Source organism: Stutzerimonas marianensis, assembly GCF_022810315.1.
GTDB classification, from domain to species: domain Bacteria; phylum Pseudomonadota; class Gammaproteobacteria; order Pseudomonadales; family Pseudomonadaceae; genus Stutzerimonas; species Stutzerimonas marianensis.
Genome location: NZ_JALGRD010000003.1, coordinates 98,637 through 118,797, shown reverse-complemented (window position 1 = coordinate 118,797; position 20,161 = coordinate 98,637). Strand labels below are relative to the sequence as shown.

The window sequence follows — 20,161 nt, the reverse complement described above, 5'->3', positions numbered from 1 at the left end:
CGGCTAAAAGTTCTACAACACGCACATTCATGTACAACTAATCAGCGGCGTCGACCCGCTTGACCGCTTGGCCTGACGGCGCCCCTCACCTATAGTCGCCACCCGCACCCGACCGCAGCGTCTGGCGCGGGTTTCTCGCTCGGCGAGGGATCCGATTCGCCGGGTAAACCTGCCTCCTTCGGCCTGGTCTGGCAGTCACCAGGCTGGCTTTAAACCTCTCTCGTAACGGACAACCGATGCTTGCGCTCACGATCTTTCTCGCCACCCTGACCCTGGTGATCTGGCAGCCCAAGGGGCTTGGCATCGGCTGGAGCGCGCTCGCCGGCGCGGCGGTCGCGTTGGGCACGGGAGTGGTTGGCCTGGCCGACGTGGGCGTGGTCTGGGGCATCGTCTGGGACGCCACCTTCACCTTCGTCGCGCTGATCATCATCTCCCTGATCCTCGACGAGGCCGGCTTCTTCGCCTGGGCCGCGCTGCACATCGCTCGCTGGGGGCGTGGCCGCGGCCGCCTGCTGTTTCCGTTGATCGTCGTTCTGGGCGCGATGATCAGTGCGCTGTTCGCCAACGATGGCGCCGCCCTGCTGCTCACGCCCATCGTGCTGGCGATCCTGATCCGCCTGGACTTCAGCCCGCCGGCGGCCCTGGCCTTCATCATCGCCACCGGTTTCGTCGCCGATACCACGAGCCTGCCGCTGGTGACGTCCAACCTGGTCAACATCGTGACAGCGAACTACTTCGGCGTGTCCTTCACGCGTTACGCGCAGGTCATGGTGCCGGTGAACCTGGTGTCGCTCCTGGCCACGCTGATCGTCGTCGGGCTCTATTTTCGCCGTGAGATTCCCCACCGCTACCCTGTCGAGCGGCTGGAAGCACCCGCAACCGCCATTCGCGACCACCAGGTGTTCCGGGCAGCGTTCCCCTTGCTGACACTGCTGCTGGTAGCACTCTTCGTGACTGCCCGCTGGGAGATTCCCATCGCCCTGATCATGGGCAGCGCCGCCCTGGTGCTGATGGCCATCGCGGGCCGTTGGCTGTCGTCAGGCAAGGGGCATGTCATCTCCATGCGCACCGTACTCGGCAATGCACCCTGGCAGATCGTGCTGTTTTCGGTAGGGATGTATCTGGTGGTCTACGGGCTGGGCAATGCCTGGCTGACGGCCTGGGCCGCCGAGGTGCTGGCCTGGCTGGCGGCGCGAGGTGAGCTCGTCGCGACCATCGGCACCGGCTTTGCCGTGGCGATCCTGGCATCAGTCATGAACAACTTGCCCGCCACGCTGATCGGCGCGCTGGCGGTCGACCAGGTGCAGGTCGCCCCGCTGGTGCGTGAGCTGATGGTCCTCGCGAACGTCGTCGGCAATGACCTGGGGCCGAAATTCACCCCGATCGGCAGCCTGGCGACGCTGCTCTGGCTGCACGTGCTGGCCGGCAAGGGCTACCGCATCAGCTGGGGTCAATACATGAAGGTGGGGCTGATCATTACCCCGCCGGTGCTGCTGGCGACGCTGATTGCCCTGGCCTTGTGGTTGCCGGTGGTTTCGGCGCCGTAGCGCACAAGCCAGGCGCGCTCCCTGCGCGCCCGGCTCGAATGCACGGCAGCCAGAGCGGCCGCCGTGGCGAGGGTCACTCCGCGGTGCTGAGCACGCCGCGTTGGATCTGGTCGCGCTCGATGGATTCGAACAGCGCCTTGAAGTTGCCTTCGCCGAACCCGCTGTCGCCCTTTCGCTGGATGAACTCGAAGAACACCGGGCCAAGCAGCGTCGCCGAGAAAATCTGCAGCAACAGCCGACGTTCACCGCCTTCGGAGGTGCCGTCGAGCAGAATGCCGCGCGACTTCAGCTCATCCACCGGCTCGCCGTGGTTCGGCACACGCCCTTCGAGCATCTCGTAGTAGGTATCCGGCGGCGCGGTCATGAATTTCGTGCCGCGGGCCTTGAGCGCGTCCCAGGTCTTGATCAGGTCGTCGGTGAGGAAGGCCACGTGCTGGATGCCCTCGCCGTTGAACTGCATGAGGAATTCTTCGATCTGCCCGGCGCCCTTGCTCGATTCCTCGTTCAACGGGATGCGGATCATGCCGTCCGGCGCGGTCATGGCCTTGGACGTCAGGCCCGTGTATTCGCCCTTGATGTCGAAGTAGCGGATCTCGCGGAAGTTGAACAGCTTCTCGTAGAAGTCCGCCCAGTAGGCCATGCGGCCGCGGTAGACGTTGTGGGTCAGGTGGTCGATGAGTTTCAGCCCAGCGCCCGCCGGGTGACGGTCGACGCCCTCGAGGAAAACGAAATCGATGTCGTAGATCGAGCTGCCTTCGCCGAAGCGGTCGATCAGATACAGCGGTGCGCCGCCGATGCCCTTGATTGCCGGCAGGCGCAGCTCCATCGGCCCGGTGGGCATGTCGACGGCCTGCGCGCCGAGCTCCAACGCCTTGGCGTAGGCCTGGTGCGAGTCCTTCACACGAAAGGCCATGCCGCACACCGACGGGCCGTGCTCGGCGGCAAAGTAGGCGGCGTGGCTCTTCGGCTCGCGGTTGACGATGGCGTTGATCTCGCCCTGGCGATACAGCGCCACATCTTTCGAACGGTGATTGGCAACATGCGAGAAGCCCATGCTTTCCAGCACAGGTTCGATGACGTTCGCGGTGGGTGATGCAAATTCGATGAACTCGAAGCCCATGAGGCCCATGGGGTTTTCAAAAAGATCGGCCATGATTGGCTCCTTGACGGTCTGTGCTTGAGGGATGACGAAACGGGTGGTCGTCAGCCTGGCGGTGCACAGGAAATGCCTCGAACGCTACGGCCGAGGTGGTCACCAAGGATGAGTCGAAAGCCCAGGGTTTTCATGGCTGCGGGCTCACTCGGGTTTGTCCGGCTGGGCATCGGGATGCGCGGTATGGAATGCAGGATGCGCCAAAGCCAGGCGCTCGACGCGCAGGATTCGCGAATAGCTATCCAGCGGCACGTTGAAACGCCGCGCTGCATAGAGTTGCGGCAACAGGTAGACGTCGGCCATGCCCGGCTCGCCGAAGCAGTAGCCCTCGTCCCCGATCAGCGCCTCGACCGCCTTGAGCCCTTCGCCAACCCAGTGCGCGATCCAGGCCATTACCTGCTCCTCGCCGACATCCAGCGAGCGCAGCCGGTTGAGGACGGCGACATTATGCAGCGGATGGATATCGCAGCCGATCAGCGCCGCAACGCTGCGATGGCGGGCGCGTGCCAGCGGATCGGTGGGCAGCAGCGGCACGTCGGGGTAACGCTCCTCGATGTATTCGAGAATCGCCGGGGACTGGATGATCTGCTCGCCTTCGTCCGTGGTCAGTGTCGGCACGCGGCCCTGCGGGTTCAGCGCCAGATAAGACGCCTGCCGATGCTCGCCCCCGTCGCGGATCAGGTTGACCGGCACCGCTCGGTAGTCCAGGCCTTTCAGGGCCAGCGCGATGCGAACCCGATAGGACGATGTGGAGCGGTAATAGGTGTATAGGTCCATGGTGGGCGCCAGGCTTGAGCGCGGATGCGCGTCGTTATTGTTTTGCGTAATCAAATTACGTTTAGTGGAATTTGAGGGACCGGTGCTGGGGCTGTCAAGCCTGCACGATGTAAGACCGGTCCCGCGCCTCTCCATTCATCCGCCGCTTAGAACGTTTGGCCGCGCCACGCTGCCCAATCGGTACAAGGCGAGGTGAACCAGATGAACGACAAGCCCCACTCCGATGACAGCCAGACACCGCCGGACTTCGACGAGTACGGCGATGTACCTGACTCCATAGACACCACAGATACGGACGAGCGGGAAGACCGGGACGAGAGCCCGCTGGGCTGATCCTCGACAGTGCAACGCGAGCCGAATCATCCATTTTCGATAGCGACCGGAGGTCTCAATGAATCGCATGTTCAGCAAGAGCGCAGCGCAGAATGTCCATGGCTGGGAGCGCGCGGCGTCCGTCGCGGGCGGTTTGATGCTGATGGGCAAAGGCCTTCGCCGCGGCGGACTCGGCGGGATCGTTCAACTGGCCATGGGCGGCATGGCCCTCGCCCGCGGCGTCAGTGGCCGCTGCGAGGCGAAACGCATCCTGACCGAGCACGATGACGCCCCCCGCGCGCCCGAGGGCGCAGCGGACAAGCAACGATATGCCCACATGCCGCTGGACTCGGAAGTGCACAGCCCGGACTTCGAAACGCCTCGAGTCACCCTGCCCGACGCGACGCCAATGGGCCATGAAACGCATCCTGCCCGCTCGTGACGGGCCAGGGAAGGATATGAACGAGCCGCCAGCAGCAGCCTTCCAGTAGTCAATGGGCCGTGATGTCATGCCGCTCGCGATCCACACGATGCAGCGCGAGCGGCATTCTTTGATTAGGCTCCTGGCGCCCTATGCGGGCGCAGCGGCCTTGGAGAGCACTCAGCGCGGGGCATCCGCCGGACGGCAATTGCCGAGATATTGACGGAATGCTATCAATGCGCCGTGATTCCGTCGCAACATCTTTTAGGGCAGTCAGCAAATGGATATTTCATCGGTAGAGGGGCAGGACGTCGTGCAGTGGGGCGTCGTCTATTCCTACGGTAGCGTGTTGGCGATGTTCGACACCGAGCAGGACGCTCAGAACGAGGCTGCTCTGTTTGGAGGTGCGGTGGTGCGGCTCGCTCGCAACCTGTGGTCAGCGCTGTGCGAGCCGGGCGTGGTCGCTGGCGAATAGCGGGCAAGCCGCTGCGACAGCGCTTCTGATCCAAATGCGGCACGTAGTCTTCGAGGGCGAATCCCCGGTAGGTCACGGCGTTCAAAACCGCGCCAGGCGCCAGCATGCGTCGAAGCCGGAGGTCCGGCGACCGCGCATGTCGCGCGGTAGCACCGGACCTCAACGACGCGTTATTCCACCTCGCCTCAAGCCGTGAACGGGTAATCCGCTTGAGTGGACTTGGCAAGGTTCAAGGGCTTGCGCAACACAGGCTCCAGCGGTTGTCGCGTACAAGCCGCCGGCCGCGTTTCGTGGTGATACGGGACAAGCCCCAGCACGTCATGACGAAGCTCCAGATAACTGTAGCCATCGGCCCAGATCTCTGACTCGCCGCCGGCCCGCCTCACTGTGCGACCTGCCGCAGGTTGGGCAGGATAACGGGCGCCGCTTCCTGTTTGGCTTTCAGCTTGTCGCGTTGCTGGACAACGATGTCCAGCGCACGACTCGGCAGCAGGTCGACGTCATCGAAGGTGATCATCTGGCCGGGTTCGACCGCGCGCCTTAGCGCTGTATGGCGCAACAGGCCGATCGGCACGTGATCCGTCTCGTCTGCCAGGCGAATCGCCTCACCGCGCACGTCGAACCCACCGATGCCGCGCTCGATGACATCGCCCGGCTTCATCTCGCGCTTGGCAATCGCGGCGACACCCAGCGTAGGTGCGACGGAGTTGTTGAGCAGGACGCCGCCTCCGGCCAGCACGCGGCGTACGGTTTTGCCAACCTCCAGCGAGCAGAGGTGGAACGGCCGGGTCAGCACGTAATACGGGCCGCGTCCAAGCTTGAAGTATTCGATCGCCGGTGCCTGGTTCTCGTCATGACGGCAGACGAGAAAGACACCGCCCGCCGAATAGCCACTCGGGATCACGTAATCGACGATCGGCTGGCCCAGCCCGTCCGCGATCAACCCGAGCACGTTGGCGCTCACGTCCAGGTTGGTCGAGGCCAACCCTTCCAGCCCAGGCCGCGAAATGGTCGCGCCGAAGCCATTGCCGACCACGACCTGCTCGATCTGCACCTTGGTGCCGTCCGTAAATGACGTGGTTTGGGTAATGCTGGTGCCCTGTTTGGCCGACCAGTACGCCATGTCCTCTCGGCTGGGATTGTGGTTCAGATAACCCTTCATGTTGCCGTAGACCAGCGGGGTGAAGCCCATCTGCACGGCATCCTCGTGCAGCGCGGCCAGCGACCCCGGCTGGTCACCTTCCGCTTCGGTAATGAGCCCCTGGCCCGCGAGGTAGGAGCCGGTGGTCACCTGCAGCTCGGCATTGACGGTCACGACCGGCAAGCCGGCTTCGAAGGCACGCTCGACCACTTCGGTGCCATAGAAGACGTCACCGGAGCACTCGACGATGATGTCCGAATGCTCGATCAGGTCGTCGATCGAATTGGTCAGCGCCATTGGCAGGGGAAAGCCTGCAAGTTCGTCAAGCTTGCGGCGCGTCAGCACGCGGCTGATGGTCACGTCCTTGTAATGCTGCATGATCAAGCGAACGAAACAGTGCGAGATCATCCCTGTGCCTGAAACCCCTATTCTTTTAACTGTTGCGTCGCTCATGACACATTCCTTCCAGTTTGGATTGCACATCGGACAGAAACATTCTGAAAAAGTTTTTCACATCTCAGCTGCGCAGCGCGGTTTGCGCGGCGAGCATCGGCGCGGGCGGCTCGCCGACGCTGAATGGGTATGCCTTGAACGGTACGCGGCTCGGCGCTGGGCCGGCGGGTGTCGTCGGCCGGTCGCTCATCTGTCGGATCACATGATGGAGCTCTTCGCGCCAGGGCTTGGGGCGAATGCCGAAGGTGCTTTCGATCAGGCTGCAGTCCAGTACGGACCAGGCAGGGCGAACCGCGGCGCGTGGTAGCTGCTCGCTGGCGACCGGCAGCACGCGAGGGGCCTTCTCGATCAGGCCGGCGATCTCCGCTTCGTGGAAGATGGCCGTGGCAAAGTCCGCCCATGAGCACCAGGACGCTCCACTGTAGTGGTACAAGCCCCACTGCAGTTGGCCGTCACGGCAGTAGCGCAGGGCCAGCTCGATCAGCACGCGCGCGACGCTGCGAGCGCGCGTCGGGCAGCCGAGCTGGTCGCTGACGACCGAGACTTCCTCGGTCTTGCTGCCGACATTGAGCATGGTCTTGACGAAGTTGTTGCCGTGCTCACTGTAGATCCAACTGGTCCGCAGGATAAGGTGATGGTCCAGGGTCTCGGTGATTGCCGCTTCGCCCGCCCGCCTCGTCTTGCCGTAGACGCTGCGCGGTTCGGCCGCATCGCTTTCCCGGTAAGGTGCCGTGCCCTCCCCGTCGAAGACATACTCACTGGAGAGATGGAACAGCGGGATGCCATGGCGCTTCGCCGCTTCGGCGAGGTTTCTCGCACCCTCGCAGTTGACTGCTTCGGCCTTGGCGACTTCGGCCTCAGCGTGGTCGAGGTTGGTATAGGCGGCCGCGTTGATAATCAGTGCAGGCCGATATCGCTCGATCGCTTGTTGGATCTGCGTCGGGGACGTGATGTCGAGTTCCTGGCGGGTCAGGCCGATCGCTTCGAGTCCGAAACTCGCCGCCTGGTTGACCACGCAGTGCCCGACCTGCCCGCCCGCACCGCACACCAGCACGCGCATGTTCTGACTGGAGCCTCTGACAAGCGCGTCCTCTTCGGCGGCCACACTCGCCACCGACTGTTCCATGGCCTGCGCGGTGCCTTTTGGGATGAGTTCGCGCACGCTGACACCGAGCGCTGCTAGCGGGGCGTCAGCGGCTTCCGGTGTCGGGGCGAAACTGAAGCTTTCACGCAGCCCGGCGTAGACGATTCGCGCTTTGTTGTACTGGCCACGGGCAACCAGCCGGGCTACGAACAGCAGGCGCGATAGCAGCAGACGCACCACGCGGCGCGAACGGGAATAACGCCGGGCGATGTACAGCTCATTGCGCACCAGATGCTTGTGCAGGGCGATCCGTTGCGGATTCTGCTCACGCATGATGTCCAGCGCCCCGCTGACCTGACGCAAATGCAAGACGCGGCTGCTGCCGACGAGGTAGCCGGGTGCGTCCTGGCTGATGCGCAAGGTGAACTCGGTGTCGTCGCCCCACATGAACATCGGGGCGAGCGGCAGGCCATATCGCGCCAGGGATGCGCGAGGCACCAGGATAGAGACGTAGGTTGCTGGCCGTACGGGGACCAGGCCGAGGTCGAGCATGGCCGGCCAGTTCTCGTAGTCGATGGCATTGGGCCGTGCATCGACCTGAGGCACGTTGGTCAGCTGGCCGTCTTCGGTATAGGCGCGAGAGATGAGGTAGGACCGCGGCTGCTGGCGAGCTGCGAGCTGCTCGTCGGCCTTGAGCAGGTTCTCCAGGGCGTCCGGCTCGGGGATGACATCGTCATCCATCATCCAGACGAAATCGGCCCCACTCTGGTAGGCCAGGCGGAAACCGGCACTGAAGCCGCCGGAGGCACCGGTGTTACGCGAGAGAACGAAAACCTTGAGGTTGGGCAGCGACGATTCGAGCAACATCTCCTCGGTGCCATCGTTGCTGGCGTTGTCCACGACGATGATGCCGTCGCAGGGCCGGCTTTGCGCGTTGATTCCTTCAAGGCAGCGTTTGAGCAAATCCTTGCGTTTGTACGACAGCACGACGGCGTATATCTGATCCATAGGTCGCTCGGTAACGTTCGGGAGGCAGGTGCGGTCAATCCATATTGGCCAGATGCACAGCGTTCGCAGGAGCCGCGACTGTACTTGCATTCAGCCATGATGCTTTGCTCGGACCCGCCAGCGCGCGCCTGGTTCAGCGTTACGTAACGAAATTTTTCGCGATGATGGCGATTTGAAAATTGCCTGCTTTCCGGGCACGCCTGTCGGGCGCGAAAAGGGAACGCTCATGCTCGGTCGTGCTCCCAATCTGCACAGCGTTCACCCTGCCTTGAGGTATCAGTCATGTCCCAGATCCGCCAGCACAATCGCCATATTCACCTGGCCTCGCGCCCGCATGGCGCGCCCGCGCCGGATAACTTTCGTCTGGAAACCGGGCCGGTGCCGGAGCCCCATGAAGGCCAGCTGTTGCTGCGTACCGTCTATCTATCGCTGGACCCCTACATGCGGGGCCGAATGAGCGCCGGGCCTTCCTATGCCCCGCCGATGGAGATCGATGACGTGATGGTTGGCGGTACGGTCTCCCGCGTTGCCGAATCGCGACATCCGGACTTCAGCGAGGGCGACTGGGTGCTGTCCGGCAATGGTTGGCAGGACTACGCCCTCTCCGACGGCACCGGCCTGATCAAGCTCGCCCGCGACATGAAGCATCCCTCGCATGCGCTGGGTGTGCTGGGCATGCCGGGCTTCACTGCTTATATGGGTCTGCTGGACATCGGGCAGCCGAAAGCCGGAGAAACCCTGGTGGTCGCAGCGGCCACCGGGCCGGTCGGCGCCACGGTCGGTCAGATCGGCAAACTCAAGGGTTGCCGTGTCGTGGGGATCGCCGGCGGCGCCGAGAAATGTCGCCACGCGGTCGATACCCTCGGTTTCGATGCCTGTATCGATCACCGTGCAACAGATTTCGCCGAGCAACTGGCCAAGCAGTGTCCGGACGGCATCGATGTGTATTTCGAGAACGTCGGCGGCAAGGTGTTCGATGCCGTGCTACCGCTGCTGAACACTCGCGCACGCGTGCCCGTATGCGGCGTGGTCGCCCAGTACAACAGCACCGATCTGCCGGACGGGCCCGACCGCCTGCCCCTGTTGCTCGAGACGCTGCTGAAAAAGCGCATGCGCATGCAGGGGTTCATCATCTTCGACGACTACGGTCACCGCTATGACGAGTTCGCCCGCGACATGAGCGCCTGGTACGCCGACGGCAAGGTCAAGTACCGCGAGCAGATCGTTCAAGGCCTGGAGAACGCACCCGACGCCTTCATAGGCCTGCTGGAGGGCAAGAACTTCGGGAAACTGGTGGTGCAGGTGGGCGAGGCCTGACCAGGCTGCTCAGCACGAACGCGCCGTCAAACCGGCAACCCTTCGCCCGAGCCGACCAGGCCAAGGATCCCTGGATGAGACCGTCGGCCCGGCCAGACGCGGATCAGCGCTGGTTGGCTCCAACCACCGTTTGGCACCGGCGCGCGTCCTTCGCCTGCTGCAGGTGCGGCGGCCGTACGCCGGGAATCGGTTGGGCCAGGCGGATCTTGAGGAATTCCGTCACGTCCGCGGCCAACTCACGCCCGCCGCCGCCGGGGAAATTGTTGTCGTTGGTGACCAGCAGCGTACGCGAATCCAGCGGCAAGACGCTTTCGATGGTCACGTAGGGAAAGGTGAACTGGCGCTGGCCATCGCGATTGAGGTCGTCCGGGTCGTCCAAACGCATCAGGTCGACCAGCTCGGTCTTGTGCACGACCCCGCCGTTGGCGACCTGGCGGGTGTCGATCAAATAGATGCGCTTGAAAGGCTCGCCACGGGTGGCGGTATCACCGTTGCGCTCGATCACCAGAAAGCGGGAGTCGTCGAGGGCAGTCATGTCGCCGATGGCATGGTTCGGCGCCTGCAGACGATAGAACATGACCCGCCCGGTGTAGCGTTCCTGATCGATGTCGAACTCGCTGATTCGCAGGCTGCCGTCCGGGTCGCCGTCGACCGTTTTCTCCAGGAGCGTATACAGCCGGTCGCCGCGCGGGTTGATCGCCATGCCTTCGAAACCGCCGGAACTGCCCAGGTTGGCCGTGGCCCGGCCGGCGAGCACATCGGCGTGTTGCGGCGCATAGACGCCCGGTAGCGAGATGGCGCTGCGCAGCACGGTGCCGGAGGCGTCGGTCTTGATCAGGTAGGGCCCGAACTCATCGCCGAACCACATGGCGCAGCTCCGGTCGCGCCGCACCGATTCGACATCCAGATCCGCGCCCGTCAGCAGCCGCCCGAATATGATGTCGCCGTCTACGGCAGGCTTGGAGCCATCGTTGTAGTAGAAGCGGTAGTCAGCCTGGATCGGCAAGCCCAGCGTTTGGTTGATGTCGTTGATGCTCAGACGTGACGGGCCGATGAATCGCGCCAGTGGCGTGCCGCTGTGATAGTCACTGGCGCTGACCTTGCCGCTGCCGCCGCTGGCGGTGCGGAAATCGGGCCGCACGCTGTACAGGCGCAGCAGCGTATCGGCGGAGTTGCCCTGGGCGCCGAAGCCGTTGTCGGTCATGACGATGAAGCTGTTCTCGTCCGCGCCAGGCAGGATCGCGGAGAAGCCCTGCACGGGTTGGCGCCCTTCATAAGGCGGCGTGAAGGTGCCGTAGGGATTGCCAGACACCATCTGCCCGGACGTCGGCCCATCCGAGAAGGTGTCGGCGGGCATCATCGCCCAGCCGACCAGGGTGTTGCTGGCGGCCATTACGGGGACAGACAACGCCGCGGCAAGGGCGACGACCAACGGCTTCAGAATACGCATCGGGCTTTCTCCATGGGCAGTGCCGCGGCGCGCGACCGGCGCAGGTGCGGCGTCGTGCCCACCTTATGCCGCGACTATGTCAGCCATATGGCGCTTCGCGCTCCAGTCGACGATTCCCTGGCGCATGCCTCGATCAGGCGACCGCATGCCCGCGCGCGGCTTCGGCCAGGTAGTACCAGGTGGGCCGATCCAGCTCCAGTGAAGCACCGGTGACCGCTTCTTCGATCCGCTCCCAGCGCAGGCTTCCCAGGATGGGTACCGGACGGCCCGGCAGGCGGCGCAACCAGGCCAGTGCCACCTGGTTGGGCGTCGCGCCAACATCGGCCGCCACGGCGTCGAGCGACTGCTGCAGCGCCGGCGTGAAGCGTCCCGCGGCCATTGGCGACCACGCCAGCACCTGAATACCTTCGCTCTGCAGACCATGTAGCCGGCCATCCCAGACCGCCGCCTGCGCCTGCAAGGATAGTTCGATCTGATTGCAGCGAATCGGCAATTCGCGCGCCAGCACCTGGCATTGCAGCAGCTCGGCATTGGACACGCCCAACCAGGCCACCTTGCCGCCGGCAACCAGGTCGTCCAGCGCGCGGGCAACCTCCTCCACGCGCAACAGCGGATCCGGCCGGTGCAACAGGAAGCCGTCGAGCCGCTCGACGCCCAGGCGCTTGAGGGTGCCCTCGACCGCCGTCTTCAGGTAGGCAGCCTCGGTGTTGTAGTGCTTGACCGACCAACGCGAGCGGTCTTGATCGGCGAGCACGATATCCGCCTTGCCGATCAGCTGGATCTGGCGCCGCAGTTCGGGCTTCAAGCGCAGGGCAGCGCCGAACAGCGCCTCGCAGTCTCCGCCAGCGTAGATGTCGGCATGGTCAAAGCCGCTGACGCCCAGCTCGACACAGCGCTCGATGAAGTCGAGCAGCGCCCGGGGTTGTGCCAGCTCCGGATACTGGGTCAGGCGCATCATGCCCAGCAGTACGGGTTGTTCGATGATGGTATTCACGGGCCCTCCAGCCATTCGGGTCTGCGCCGCGGCGATGTGGCGGGTCACAGGTGGAGTACCGACCGGAGCCAGGCGGCAAAGTTCTCGGCCACACGCCCCAAAAAAGGGAATGGGCACGGCCATCGCACCTTTATAGGTCAATGCTCGGCGATGGTCCTGCCCGGCAGCGCACCGTCGCAACCACTGAGCGGCCCGTGCAGGGCTCGCCGGCCAGCGGCTGCACCGCCAACCCGTGCAGCTGGGACGGGCCTGGCATGCAATCTGCTTCATCACGAACAACGGCTGCCGACCCTTTCGGTGGCCTCCCCGGGGTCAGCGACGACCATCAGCCAGAAGGCACGGGACGGGTGCAGCGGGCAACGTGGCTCGCGTCAACACCCCCACACAATCCATGAATACCAGGCAAAGGCGCCTGGAGCTGCCGACAGCTCCAGGCGCCTTTTTGTTTTTGTACGACGAGTCCGCCCCAGGTCTCGACGGAGGAACCGGTCATGAACGCAATCGTCACCCCGATCAAGAGTGAAACGCTGGTCGTCATCGGCAACGGGATGGTGGGCCACCACTGCGTCGAACAGCTGGTCGAGCGCGGTGCGCTGGGCCAGTACCAGATCCATGTGTACGGCGAAGAGCGCCAGCGCGCCTATGACCGGGTGCACCTGTCCGAGTACTTCGGCGGCCGCGATGCCGACTCCCTGGCACTGTGCGACGCCGGCTATTACGGCGAACACGGCGTGAACCTGCACCTGGGCGTGCAGGTGCTCGAAATCGACCGCGAGCGCAAGGAAGTCGTCACGACCGAAGGCCGCCAGGCCTATGACAAGCTGATCCTGGCGACCGGCTCCTATCCGTTCGTACCACCGATCCCCGGTGCCGAAGGCCATTCGCGCCTGGTCTACCGCACGCTCGACGACCTCGATGCCATTCGCGCGGCGGCCAGCCATGCCAAGCGCGGCGTGGTGGTCGGCGGTGGTCTGCTCGGGCTGGAAGCGGCCAATGCGCTGAAGTCACTCGGGCTGGAAGCCCATGTCGTCGAGTTCGCTCCGCGCCTGATGCCGGTGCAGCTCGACGACGAAGGCGGCAAGGCGCTCAAGGCGCGCATCGAGGCGCTGGGCGTCGGTGTGCACCTGTCGCGCGCCACGCAGGAAATCATCGCGGGTGAGCAATACGCCTACCGCATGAATTTCCAGGATGGCGCTGATGGTAGATGTGAGTATCTGGAAACCGACCTGATCGTCTTTTCCGCCGGCATCCGCCCGCAGGATGCGCTCGGGCGCAGCGCCGAACTGGAGATCGCGCCGCGCGGCGGCATCGTGATCGACGCCGACTACCGCACCAGCGACCCCTCGATCTTCGCCATTGGCGAGTGCGCATCCTGGAACGGCATGATCTTCGGCCTGGTCGCCCCCGGCTACACCATGGCCCGCAACCTGGCCGCCCTGCTCTGCGGCCAGCCGCACCAGCCCTTCAGCGGTGCCGACATGTCCACCAAACTCAAGTTGCTCGGGGTCGACGTCGGCTCCATCGGCGACGCCCACGCCGCCACGCCGGGCGCCAAGAGCTACCGCTTCATCGATGAAGCCAACGCGAGCTACCGCCGTCTGGTGCTTTCCGAGGACGGCAAGCGGGTGATCGGCGCGGTGCTGATCGGCGACAACAGTTACTACGACACCCTGCTGCAGTACGCGCAGAACGGCCTCAAGCTGCCGACCGACCCGTCGAGCCTGATCCTCCCGGCTGGCGAAGGCGCGCCGGCGCTGGGTGCCGATGCCCTGCCCGACACCGCGACCATCTGCTCCTGCCACAACGTCACCAAGGGCGCGGTGTGCTGCCAGGTCGATGCCGGTCTCACCGACCTCGGCGAGCTGAAGGCGGCGACCAAGGCCGGTACCGGATGCGGCGGCTGCTCGGCCCTGCTCAAGCAGGTCTTCGAACACGAGCTGGCCGCGCGCGGCGTGGAAGTCGACAAGAGCCTGTGCGAGCACTTCGCCCATACCCGGCAGGAGCTCTACGGGATCGTCCGCGTCGAAGGCATCCTCAGCTTCCAGGAGCTGCTCGCCAAGCACGGCCGCGGTCACACCGGCTGCGATATCTGCAAGCCGGCGGTGGGCTCGATCCTCGCCTCCTGCTGGAACCAGCCGATCACCGACCCGGCGCTGATCCCGCTGCAGGACACCAACGACACCTTCATGGCGAACATGCAGAAGAACGGCACCTACTCCATCGTGCCGCGCATCGCCGGCGGCGAGATCACCCCGGACAAGCTGATCGCCCTGGGTGCCGTCGCCAAGAAATACGACCTCTACACCAAGATCACGGGCGGCCAGCGCATCGACCTGTTCGGCGCCCAGTTGCACGAGCTGCCGGACATCTGGGGCGAGCTGATCGAAGCTGGCTTCGAAACCGGCCACGCCTACGGCAAGAGCCTGCGCACGGTGAAATCCTGCGTTGGCAGCACCTGGTGCCGCTATGGCGTGCAGGACAGCGTCGGCATGGCGCTGCATCTGGAGAATCGCTACAAGGGCCTGCGCTCGCCGCACAAGATCAAGTTCGCCGTCTCCGGCTGCACCCGGGAATGCGCCGAAGCGCAGAGCAAGGACGTCGGCGTGATCGCCACCGACAAGGGCTGGAACCTCTATGTGGCCGGTAATGGCGGGATGCGCCCGCGCCACGCCGAGCTGTTTGCGACCGACCTCGATGACGAAACCCTGGTGCGCTACATCGACCGCTTCTTGATGTTCTACATCCGCACCGCAGACAAGCTGCAGCGCACCTCGGTGTGGCGCGAGTCGCTCGAGGGCGGCCTGGACTACCTCAAGCAAGTCATCATCGACGACAACCTGGGCCTGGCCGCCGAGCTCGAGGCGCAGATGCAGCTGGTGGTCGACCGCTACGAATGCGAATGGGCCAACGCCATCAAGGATCCGGAGAAGCTCAAGCGCTTCCGCACCTTCGTCAACGACCAGCGCGGCGACCCGGACATCCACTTCGTCAAGGAGCGTGGCCAGCGCCGTCCGGTGCACGCATCCGAACTCCACCTGATTCCCGTCACCGAGGAGGTGCTCTGATGAGCCAGCCAAACGCCGTACGCATGCAACCGACCGAGTCCGTCCGCTGGCGTCCGCTGTGCAGCCGCCGCGACCTGGTCGCCAATTCGGGTGTGGTCGCCTGGCTCGATGGTGAGCAGGTGGCGCTGTTTCACCTGCCCGATACGGAGACCGGCGAGCAGGTCTTCGCCATCGCCAACAAGGACCCGAAATCGGGCGCCAATGTCATCGGTCGCGGCATTGTGGGGCAGCTCAAGGGCGACCTGGTGATCGCCTCGCCGCTGTACAAGCAGCACTTCCGCCTGGCCGATGGCAGCTGCCTGGAGTATCCGGAACAGCAATTGCAGGTCTGGCCCGTGCGCCTCAATGGCGATGCGGTGGAAATCGCTCAAACGGGCGGGGCATGAATTCGTAGGGCCGAACTCGATTGGCAACAGCGGCCCCTACGGAAGCGCTCACTCGAATCTAAAGGCCGGAATATCGGCTAACAGCCAACACACTGAGAATCGACTAATGTCCTACCTCGTTCCTTCGGAATTCGTCACCAAGATGGTCGACGCGGGTGAATCCAAGATCTACATGTCCACTCGCGACACCCTGATCCGCGCCTTCATGGCCGGTGCGATCCTCGCCCTGGCTGCGGTGTTCGCCGTGACCGTCACGGTGCAGACCGGCTCGCCACTGGTGGGGGCGATGCTGTTCCCGGTCGGCTTCATCATGCTTTACCTGATGGGCTTCGACTTGCTCACCGGCGTTTTCGTGCTCACCCCACTGGCCTTGCTGGACAAACGCCCTGGCGTGACCGTCAAGGGTGTGCTGCGCAACTGGGGCCTGGTGTTCCTGGGCAACTTCGGCGGCGCGCTGCTGGTGGCCTTCATGGTGGCGTTCATGTTCACCATGGGGTTCTCCACCGACCCGGGGCCGGTCGGCGAGAAAATCTCGCACGTCGGCGAGTCGCGCACCCTGGGCTACGCCGAGTTCGGCCTGGCCGGCTGGCTGACCATCTTCCTGCGCGGCATGCTGTGCAACTGGATGGTCTCGATGGGCGTCGTCGGCGCGATGATCTCCACCTCGGTCAGCGGCAAGGTGATCGCCATGTGGATGCCGATCATGCTGTTCTTCTTCATGGGCTTCGAGCATTCGGTGGTGAACATGTTTCTGTTCCCTTCGGCCATGATCATGGGCGGCAATTTCTCGGTCATGGATTACATGATCTGGAACGAGATCCCCACCGCGCTGGGCAACCTGGTGGGCGGCCTGGCCTTTACCGGCCTGACGCTCTACACCACGCATGTACGCACGGGCGCCAAGCGCGTGCTGGTGCGCTAAGGCGGGTCGCTCGGTGCGAGCCCGACCGGCGAGAGCGATCAAGGGATGGGGATGAGCCTTTGTGCACGCCGCCGTTCCTCTCACCCCGGCCCGCTCCCAAAGGGAGAGGGCCGCGGTGTCAGACCATCCGGTGACCTTCCCTTGAGCGCCAGTCCATCCGCCAGTCCTGGCCTACCCATCGCAGGGACCGCAGCCGATCTTTCATGAGCACACAACTCAAGGTCTCGGTGGGCCAACACACCGACAAGGGCCCCAAAGCCATCAACCAGGACTTCCACGGCGTCTACATCCCCAGGGAGCCGCAGCTGAGCAGCAAAGGCATCGCCATTGCCCTGGCCGACGGCATCAGCAGTAGCGCCGTCAGCCACATCGCCAGCGAGTCGGCCGTGACCGGTTTTTTCGCCGACTACTACTGCACCTCCGATGCCTGGTCGGTGAAGAAATCGGCCCAGCGGGTACTGATGGCGACCAATTCCTGGCTGCATTCGCAGGGTCAGCGAGGACCTGACCGCTTCGACCCGGATCGCGGCTACGTCTGCACCTTCAGCGCGATGGTCATCAAGTCGACTACCGCGCACCTGTTTCATGCCGGTGATTCACGCATCTATCGCGTCCAGGGCAACGCCCTGGAGCAACTCACCAACGATCACCGTCTGTGGCTTTCCGAACAGCAGAGCTACCTGAGCCGTGCGCTGGGCATCCATCCACAACTGGACCTGGACTACCGCGCCGAACCGGTGGAGCTTGGCGACACCTTCATCCTGGCGACCGATGGCGTGTACGAGTACATCAGCGCCATTTCGATGCTAGGCGCCATCGCGCAGTACGCCGATGACCTCGACGCCGCCGCCCGAGCCATCGTCGCGCAGGCCCTCGAACAGGGCAGCGACGACAACCTCACGGTGCAGATCCTGCGTATCGACGCCCTGCCCCTGCAGGAGGCCGACGAGCTCTACCACAAACTGACCGAGCTGCCCTTTGCGCCCATCCTCGAGGCGCGCGCCAGGTTCGATGGCTACACCATCGTCCGCGAAGTCCACGCCAGCAGCCGCAGTCACGTCTATCTCGCCATCGACGATGACAGCCAGGCGACGGTCATCATCAAGACGCCCTCTATCGACCTGCAGCGCGACCTGCAGTACCTGGAACGCTTTCTCACCGAGGAATGGGTCGCGCGGCGCATCGACAGCCCCCACGTGGTCAAGCCGTGCGCGCAGACCCGCAAGCGCAACTACCTGTACAGCGTCAGCGAGTTCATCGACGGGCAGACGCTGACCCAATGGATGATCGACCACCCGCGTCCAGATCTTGAAACGGTGCGCGGCATCGTCGAGCAGATCGCCAAGGGCTTACGCGCCTTCCACCGCCTGGAGATGCTTCATCAGGACCTGCGCCCGGCCAACATCATGATCGACACCACGGGCACGGTGAAAATCATCGACTTCGGCTCGACCCGGGTCGCCGGCATCATGGAAATCGCCTCACCCATCGAGCGCAGCGACCTGCTGGGCACGGCGCAGTACACCGCACCCGAGTATTTCCTGGGAGAAAGCGGCAGCACCCGTTCGGACATGTTCTCGTTGGCGGTGATCACCTACCAGATGCTCACCGGCGCCCTGCCTTACGGCACTCAGGTCGCCCGCAGCCGAACGCGCGCAGCACAGAAAAAGCTCGTCTATCAACCGATTCGAGACCACGACCGCGAGGTGCCAGCGTGGATCGACGACGTCCTGCGCAAGGCGCTGCACCCGGACCCCTACAAGCGCTACGAGGATCTGTCGGAGTTCGTCTTCGAGCTGCGTCAGCCCAGTCCGGCCTTTCTCGCCAAGGCCAGGCCGCCCCTGATGGAGCGCAACCCGGTGCTGTTCTGGAAAGGCGTTTCCCTGGCGTTGGCGCTGCTCGTGGTGGGGCTGCTGGTCCGCTAAGGCGCTCGCCTCATTCCGGGCGCTGCGGCGCGTAGACGTTGAGCTCGGGATCGGTGATGCCGTCTTTCGACGGATCGAGTATCCAGCGCAACTGCGCAACCAGCTCCTCGCAGTTTTCCCCACGCTGTTGCCAGTCATTGAAGGCGATACGTGCGCCCGCCAGCGCCGTCTCCGCGACCCGTTCGGCGTCGGTGTCAGGCTCGGTGGGTTGCCACTGTTCGAAGACGGCGCTGAGCGCCTGCTGCGCCTCTTCGGCGCCGAGCTCGCCGTCCGACCATCGAGAGGTGATGTCCTGCGCGCGCTGCAGCGCGGCGACCGAGGGGTTGGACGCTTCCATTGTGGGTTACCTCCAGCGAATGCATGTCTTGCTTGGAGTCCAGCCGCGCCGCTGAATTCGCTTGTGCCTACCAGCGGTCTCCCGATGGGCTGACGTCAAGCACGGCAGCTTGCGGTCGGATGGATAGCCCTGCTCGTTCGAGAACACGCCATGTACCTGATCCAGCTCCTGCTACCGCTCTACGACAACACCGGGCAGCCTCTGCCCAAAACGCTCTTTGCCAGCGTGCGAGACGAACTGGTGCAGCGCTTCGGCGGGCTGACGGCGCACGCACGCGCCCCGGTGGATGGGCTCTGGTGCGAAGACGACGAGCATGCCGTGCGCGACGACCTGATCCTGTATGAAGTCATGACAGCGGACCTGGACCGCGGCTGGTGGCAGCAATACCGCACGTCACTCGAGGCCCGCTTTCGCCAGGAGCAGGTGATGATCCGGGCGCAGCACATCGAGCAGCTGTAGTCACAAGCACGATTGAATGAAAATTTAATGAACCCTCGTGTCGGTTCGTTGTCAGTCCTGTCTGCCAGTGCAACGGGGCCAGGCCCCACACACGGGGGGAATGCACCCCTCCCGAACATGAACAGGTCACTTCGGCACGCCCGCTCGACAACAGCCTGACCCGGCGCGGCGGCTTCTTCCTGGCCTGGCCGGATCCGCTTTCATTTACGGCCCGTTCACCGGGGCCTTCATCTTTTCAACGCGAAGACTGCCATGTACTTATCTCGTCATCTCGTCACCCTTTTGTCCCGTTTTTCCCTTGCACCCAGCCAGCGCAACGCCTTCCGGGCCGGCCTGATCGGCACATTGCTGGCCCTGGCCGTACCCGCCCAGGCCCAGGAAGCCAGCAGCGCCCGCTGGGTCAGTGACACGCTGACCACCTACGTGCGCAGCGGCCCGACCGATGGCTATCGCATCGTTGGCAGCCTTACCTCCGGGCAGAAGGTGGAGCTGCTCGACACCCAGGGCGATTACAGCCAGATCCGTGGCGAGAACGGCGACCGTGTCTGGATTCGCAGCAGCGACCTGCAGGAAGTGCCCGGCCAGGCCGAGCGCTTGCCACAACTGGAGCAGCAGGTTGCCGAGCTCAGCGAAGAGCTCAAGACCATCGATGACAGCTGGAAGGCCCGCGTTCAGGGCATGCAGGAAACCCTCGACTCACGCAAGGCGCTGATTGACGAGCTGGAAGCACGCCGCAAGGCCCTGGACGAAGCCCTGACCGCCACGGAATCGGAGCTTCGCGACGCAGAGGCCCGCCTGGGCGACGAGAACAACCAGGTGCTGATGCGCTATATGGTCTACGGCGGCAGCATTGCCGGCGCCGGCCTGCTAGCTGGCCTCATCCTTCCGGCAATGACGCGCGGTCGCAAGCGCAACGACCGCTGGTTCTGACCGAG

Annotated in this window: 18 protein-coding genes; 11 read left to right on the top strand and 7 right to left on the bottom strand. The window is 64.2% G+C overall.

All coding sequences use genetic code 11. From position 1 onward, the window contains the following. Window positions 1–236 precede the first annotated feature (236 nt). A complete protein-coding gene (locus MST27_RS06360) occupies window positions 237–1,547 on the top strand; it encodes an arsenic transporter (protein ID WP_243605164.1) in 1,311 nt (436 codons plus the stop codon). Window positions 1,548–1,620: 73 nt separating this feature from the next. Here MST27_RS06360 and hppD read toward each other — a convergent pair whose 3' ends face one another. Both hppD and maiA read right to left on the bottom strand, forming a co-directional pair. Beyond that, window positions 1,621–2,700, bottom strand: a complete 1,080-nt coding sequence (gene hppD / locus MST27_RS06355) for a 4-hydroxyphenylpyruvate dioxygenase (RefSeq protein WP_243605163.1) — start codon at window positions 2,698–2,700, stop codon at window positions 1,621–1,623. 144 nt (window positions 2,701–2,844) lie between these two features. Further along, window positions 2,845–3,477 carry a maleylacetoacetate isomerase gene (gene maiA / locus MST27_RS06350; RefSeq protein ID WP_243605162.1) on the bottom strand — a complete coding sequence of 211 codons (633 nt, stop codon included), beginning with the start codon at window positions 3,475–3,477 and terminating at the stop codon, window positions 2,845–2,847. Between the two features lie 201 nt (window positions 3,478–3,678). Here maiA and MST27_RS22405 point away from each other — a divergent pair, with 201 nt between their 5' ends. The 3 genes from MST27_RS22405 to MST27_RS06340 all read left to right on the top strand — a co-directional run bounded on the left by MST27_RS22405 (window position 3,679) and on the right by MST27_RS06340 (window position 4,685). Then, complete coding sequence (locus MST27_RS22405; RefSeq protein ID WP_275973102.1) at window positions 3,679–3,810, top strand: hypothetical protein; 132 nt, start codon at window positions 3,679–3,681, stop codon at window positions 3,808–3,810. 58 nt (window positions 3,811–3,868) lie between these two features. Further along, a complete protein-coding gene (locus MST27_RS06345) occupies window positions 3,869–4,231 on the top strand; it encodes a YgaP family membrane protein (RefSeq protein WP_243605161.1) in 363 nt (120 codons plus the stop codon). 259 nt (window positions 4,232–4,490) lie between these two features. Next, the gene (locus MST27_RS06340; RefSeq protein WP_243605160.1) at window positions 4,491–4,685 is read left to right on the top strand and encodes a hypothetical protein; all 195 of its coding nucleotides are present in this window, start codon (window positions 4,491–4,493) and stop codon (window positions 4,683–4,685) included. Between the two features lie 382 nt (window positions 4,686–5,067). Here MST27_RS06340 and MST27_RS06335 read toward each other — a convergent pair whose 3' ends face one another. Next, a complete protein-coding gene (locus tag MST27_RS06335; RefSeq protein WP_420864224.1) occupies window positions 5,068–6,234 on the bottom strand; it encodes an NAD(P)-dependent oxidoreductase in 1,167 nt (388 codons plus the stop codon). Window positions 6,235–6,343: 109 nt separating this feature from the next. Next, entirely contained in the window at window positions 6,344–8,371 is a 2,028-nt protein-coding gene (gene rfbD, locus MST27_RS06330; protein WP_243605158.1) for a dTDP-4-dehydrorhamnose reductase, read from the bottom strand. A 282-nt stretch (window positions 8,372–8,653) separates the two neighbouring features. On the opposite strand from rfbD, the gene MST27_RS06325 reads away from it, so the two are divergent. Then, a complete protein-coding gene (locus MST27_RS06325; protein WP_243605157.1) occupies window positions 8,654–9,688 on the top strand; it encodes an NADP-dependent oxidoreductase in 1,035 nt (344 codons plus the stop codon). A 103-nt stretch (window positions 9,689–9,791) separates the two neighbouring features. Here MST27_RS06325 and MST27_RS06320 read toward each other — a convergent pair whose 3' ends face one another. Beyond that, window positions 9,792–11,138, bottom strand: a complete 1,347-nt coding sequence (locus MST27_RS06320; RefSeq protein WP_243605156.1) for an esterase-like activity of phytase family protein — start codon at window positions 11,136–11,138, stop codon at window positions 9,792–9,794. Between the two features lie 133 nt (window positions 11,139–11,271). Then, window positions 11,272–12,096 (bottom strand): aldo/keto reductase, encoded by an 825-nt coding sequence (locus MST27_RS06315; RefSeq protein ID WP_275973123.1) that lies wholly within the window; start codon window positions 12,094–12,096, stop codon window positions 11,272–11,274. 527 nt (window positions 12,097–12,623) lie between these two features. Here MST27_RS06315 and nirB point away from each other — a divergent pair. The 4 genes from nirB (at window position 12,624) to MST27_RS06295 (ending at window position 18,430) form a co-directional block, all read left to right on the top strand. Then, complete coding sequence (gene nirB, locus MST27_RS06310) at window positions 12,624–15,197, top strand: nitrite reductase large subunit NirB (protein ID WP_243605154.1); 2,574 nt, start codon at window positions 12,624–12,626, stop codon at window positions 15,195–15,197. After that, window positions 15,197–15,583, top strand: coding sequence for a nitrite reductase small subunit NirD (nirD, locus tag MST27_RS06305; protein ID WP_243605153.1), 387 nt, complete (start codon window positions 15,197–15,199; stop codon window positions 15,581–15,583). The genes nirB and nirD overlap by 1 nt, the downstream gene beginning before the upstream one ends. Window positions 15,584–15,689: 106 nt before the next feature. Beyond that, window positions 15,690–16,505, top strand: coding sequence for a formate/nitrite transporter family protein (locus MST27_RS06300; RefSeq protein WP_243605152.1), 816 nt, complete (start codon window positions 15,690–15,692; stop codon window positions 16,503–16,505). A gap of 203 nt (window positions 16,506–16,708) precedes the next feature. Next, window positions 16,709–18,430 (top strand): bifunctional protein-serine/threonine kinase/phosphatase, encoded by a 1,722-nt coding sequence (locus MST27_RS06295; RefSeq protein ID WP_243605151.1) that lies wholly within the window; start codon window positions 16,709–16,711, stop codon window positions 18,428–18,430. A gap of 10 nt (window positions 18,431–18,440) precedes the next feature. Here MST27_RS06295 and MST27_RS06290 read toward each other — a convergent pair whose 3' ends face one another. Continuing rightward, a complete protein-coding gene (locus tag MST27_RS06290; protein WP_243605150.1) occupies window positions 18,441–18,767 on the bottom strand; it encodes a hypothetical protein in 327 nt (108 codons plus the stop codon). Window positions 18,768–18,917: 150 nt separating this feature from the next. On the opposite strand from MST27_RS06290, the gene MST27_RS06285 reads away from it, so the two are divergent. Further along, on the top strand, window positions 18,918–19,226 hold the full coding sequence (locus tag MST27_RS06285) for a hypothetical protein (protein ID WP_243605149.1): 309 nt from the start codon (window positions 18,918–18,920) through the stop codon (window positions 19,224–19,226). Between the two features lie 252 nt (window positions 19,227–19,478). Continuing rightward, the gene (locus MST27_RS06280) at window positions 19,479–20,156 is read left to right on the top strand and encodes a TIGR04211 family SH3 domain-containing protein (RefSeq protein WP_243605148.1); all 678 of its coding nucleotides are present in this window, start codon (window positions 19,479–19,481) and stop codon (window positions 20,154–20,156) included. Window positions 20,157–20,161: the final 5 nt, after the last annotated feature.

Excerpts from the sequence above, each read along its gene's own strand:
- MST27_RS06285 (WP_243605149.1), top strand. The coding sequence starts at position 18,918 with ATGTACCTGATCCAGCTCCTGCTACCGCTCTACGACAACACCGGGCAG.
- maiA (WP_243605162.1), bottom strand. The coding sequence starts at position 3,477 with ATGGACCTATACACCTATTACCGCTCCACATCGTCCTATCGGGTTCGC.
- MST27_RS06335 (WP_420864224.1), bottom strand. The coding sequence starts at position 6,234 with ATGATCTCGCACTGTTTCGTTCGCTTGATCATGCAGCATTACAAGGAC.
- MST27_RS06320 (WP_243605156.1), bottom strand. The coding sequence starts at position 11,138 with ATGCGTATTCTGAAGCCGTTGGTCGTCGCCCTTGCCGCGGCGTTGTCT.
- MST27_RS06280 (WP_243605148.1), top strand. The coding sequence starts at position 19,479 with ATGTACTTATCTCGTCATCTCGTCACCCTTTTGTCCCGTTTTTCCCTT.
- MST27_RS06360 (WP_243605164.1), top strand. The coding sequence starts at position 237 with ATGCTTGCGCTCACGATCTTTCTCGCCACCCTGACCCTGGTGATCTGG.
- MST27_RS06315 (WP_275973123.1), bottom strand. The coding sequence starts at position 12,096 with ATGATGCGCCTGACCCAGTATCCGGAGCTGGCACAACCCCGGGCGCTG.
- MST27_RS06325 (WP_243605157.1), top strand. The coding sequence starts at position 8,654 with ATGTCCCAGATCCGCCAGCACAATCGCCATATTCACCTGGCCTCGCGC.
- MST27_RS06345 (WP_243605161.1), top strand. The coding sequence starts at position 3,869 with ATGAATCGCATGTTCAGCAAGAGCGCAGCGCAGAATGTCCATGGCTGG.
- MST27_RS06290 (WP_243605150.1), bottom strand. The coding sequence starts at position 18,767 with ATGGAAGCGTCCAACCCCTCGGTCGCCGCGCTGCAGCGCGCGCAGGAC.
- MST27_RS06340 (WP_243605160.1), top strand. The coding sequence starts at position 4,491 with ATGGATATTTCATCGGTAGAGGGGCAGGACGTCGTGCAGTGGGGCGTC.
- MST27_RS22405 (WP_275973102.1), top strand. The coding sequence starts at position 3,679 with ATGAACGACAAGCCCCACTCCGATGACAGCCAGACACCGCCGGACTTC.
- MST27_RS06300 (WP_243605152.1), top strand. The coding sequence starts at position 15,690 with ATGTCCTACCTCGTTCCTTCGGAATTCGTCACCAAGATGGTCGACGCG.
- nirD (WP_243605153.1), top strand. The coding sequence starts at position 15,197 with ATGAGCCAGCCAAACGCCGTACGCATGCAACCGACCGAGTCCGTCCGC.
- nirB (WP_243605154.1), top strand. The coding sequence starts at position 12,624 with ATGAACGCAATCGTCACCCCGATCAAGAGTGAAACGCTGGTCGTCATC.
- hppD (WP_243605163.1), bottom strand. The coding sequence starts at position 2,700 with ATGGCCGATCTTTTTGAAAACCCCATGGGCCTCATGGGCTTCGAGTTC.
- rfbD (WP_243605158.1), bottom strand. The coding sequence starts at position 8,371 with ATGGATCAGATATACGCCGTCGTGCTGTCGTACAAACGCAAGGATTTG.
- MST27_RS06295 (WP_243605151.1), top strand. The coding sequence starts at position 16,709 with ATGAGCACACAACTCAAGGTCTCGGTGGGCCAACACACCGACAAGGGC.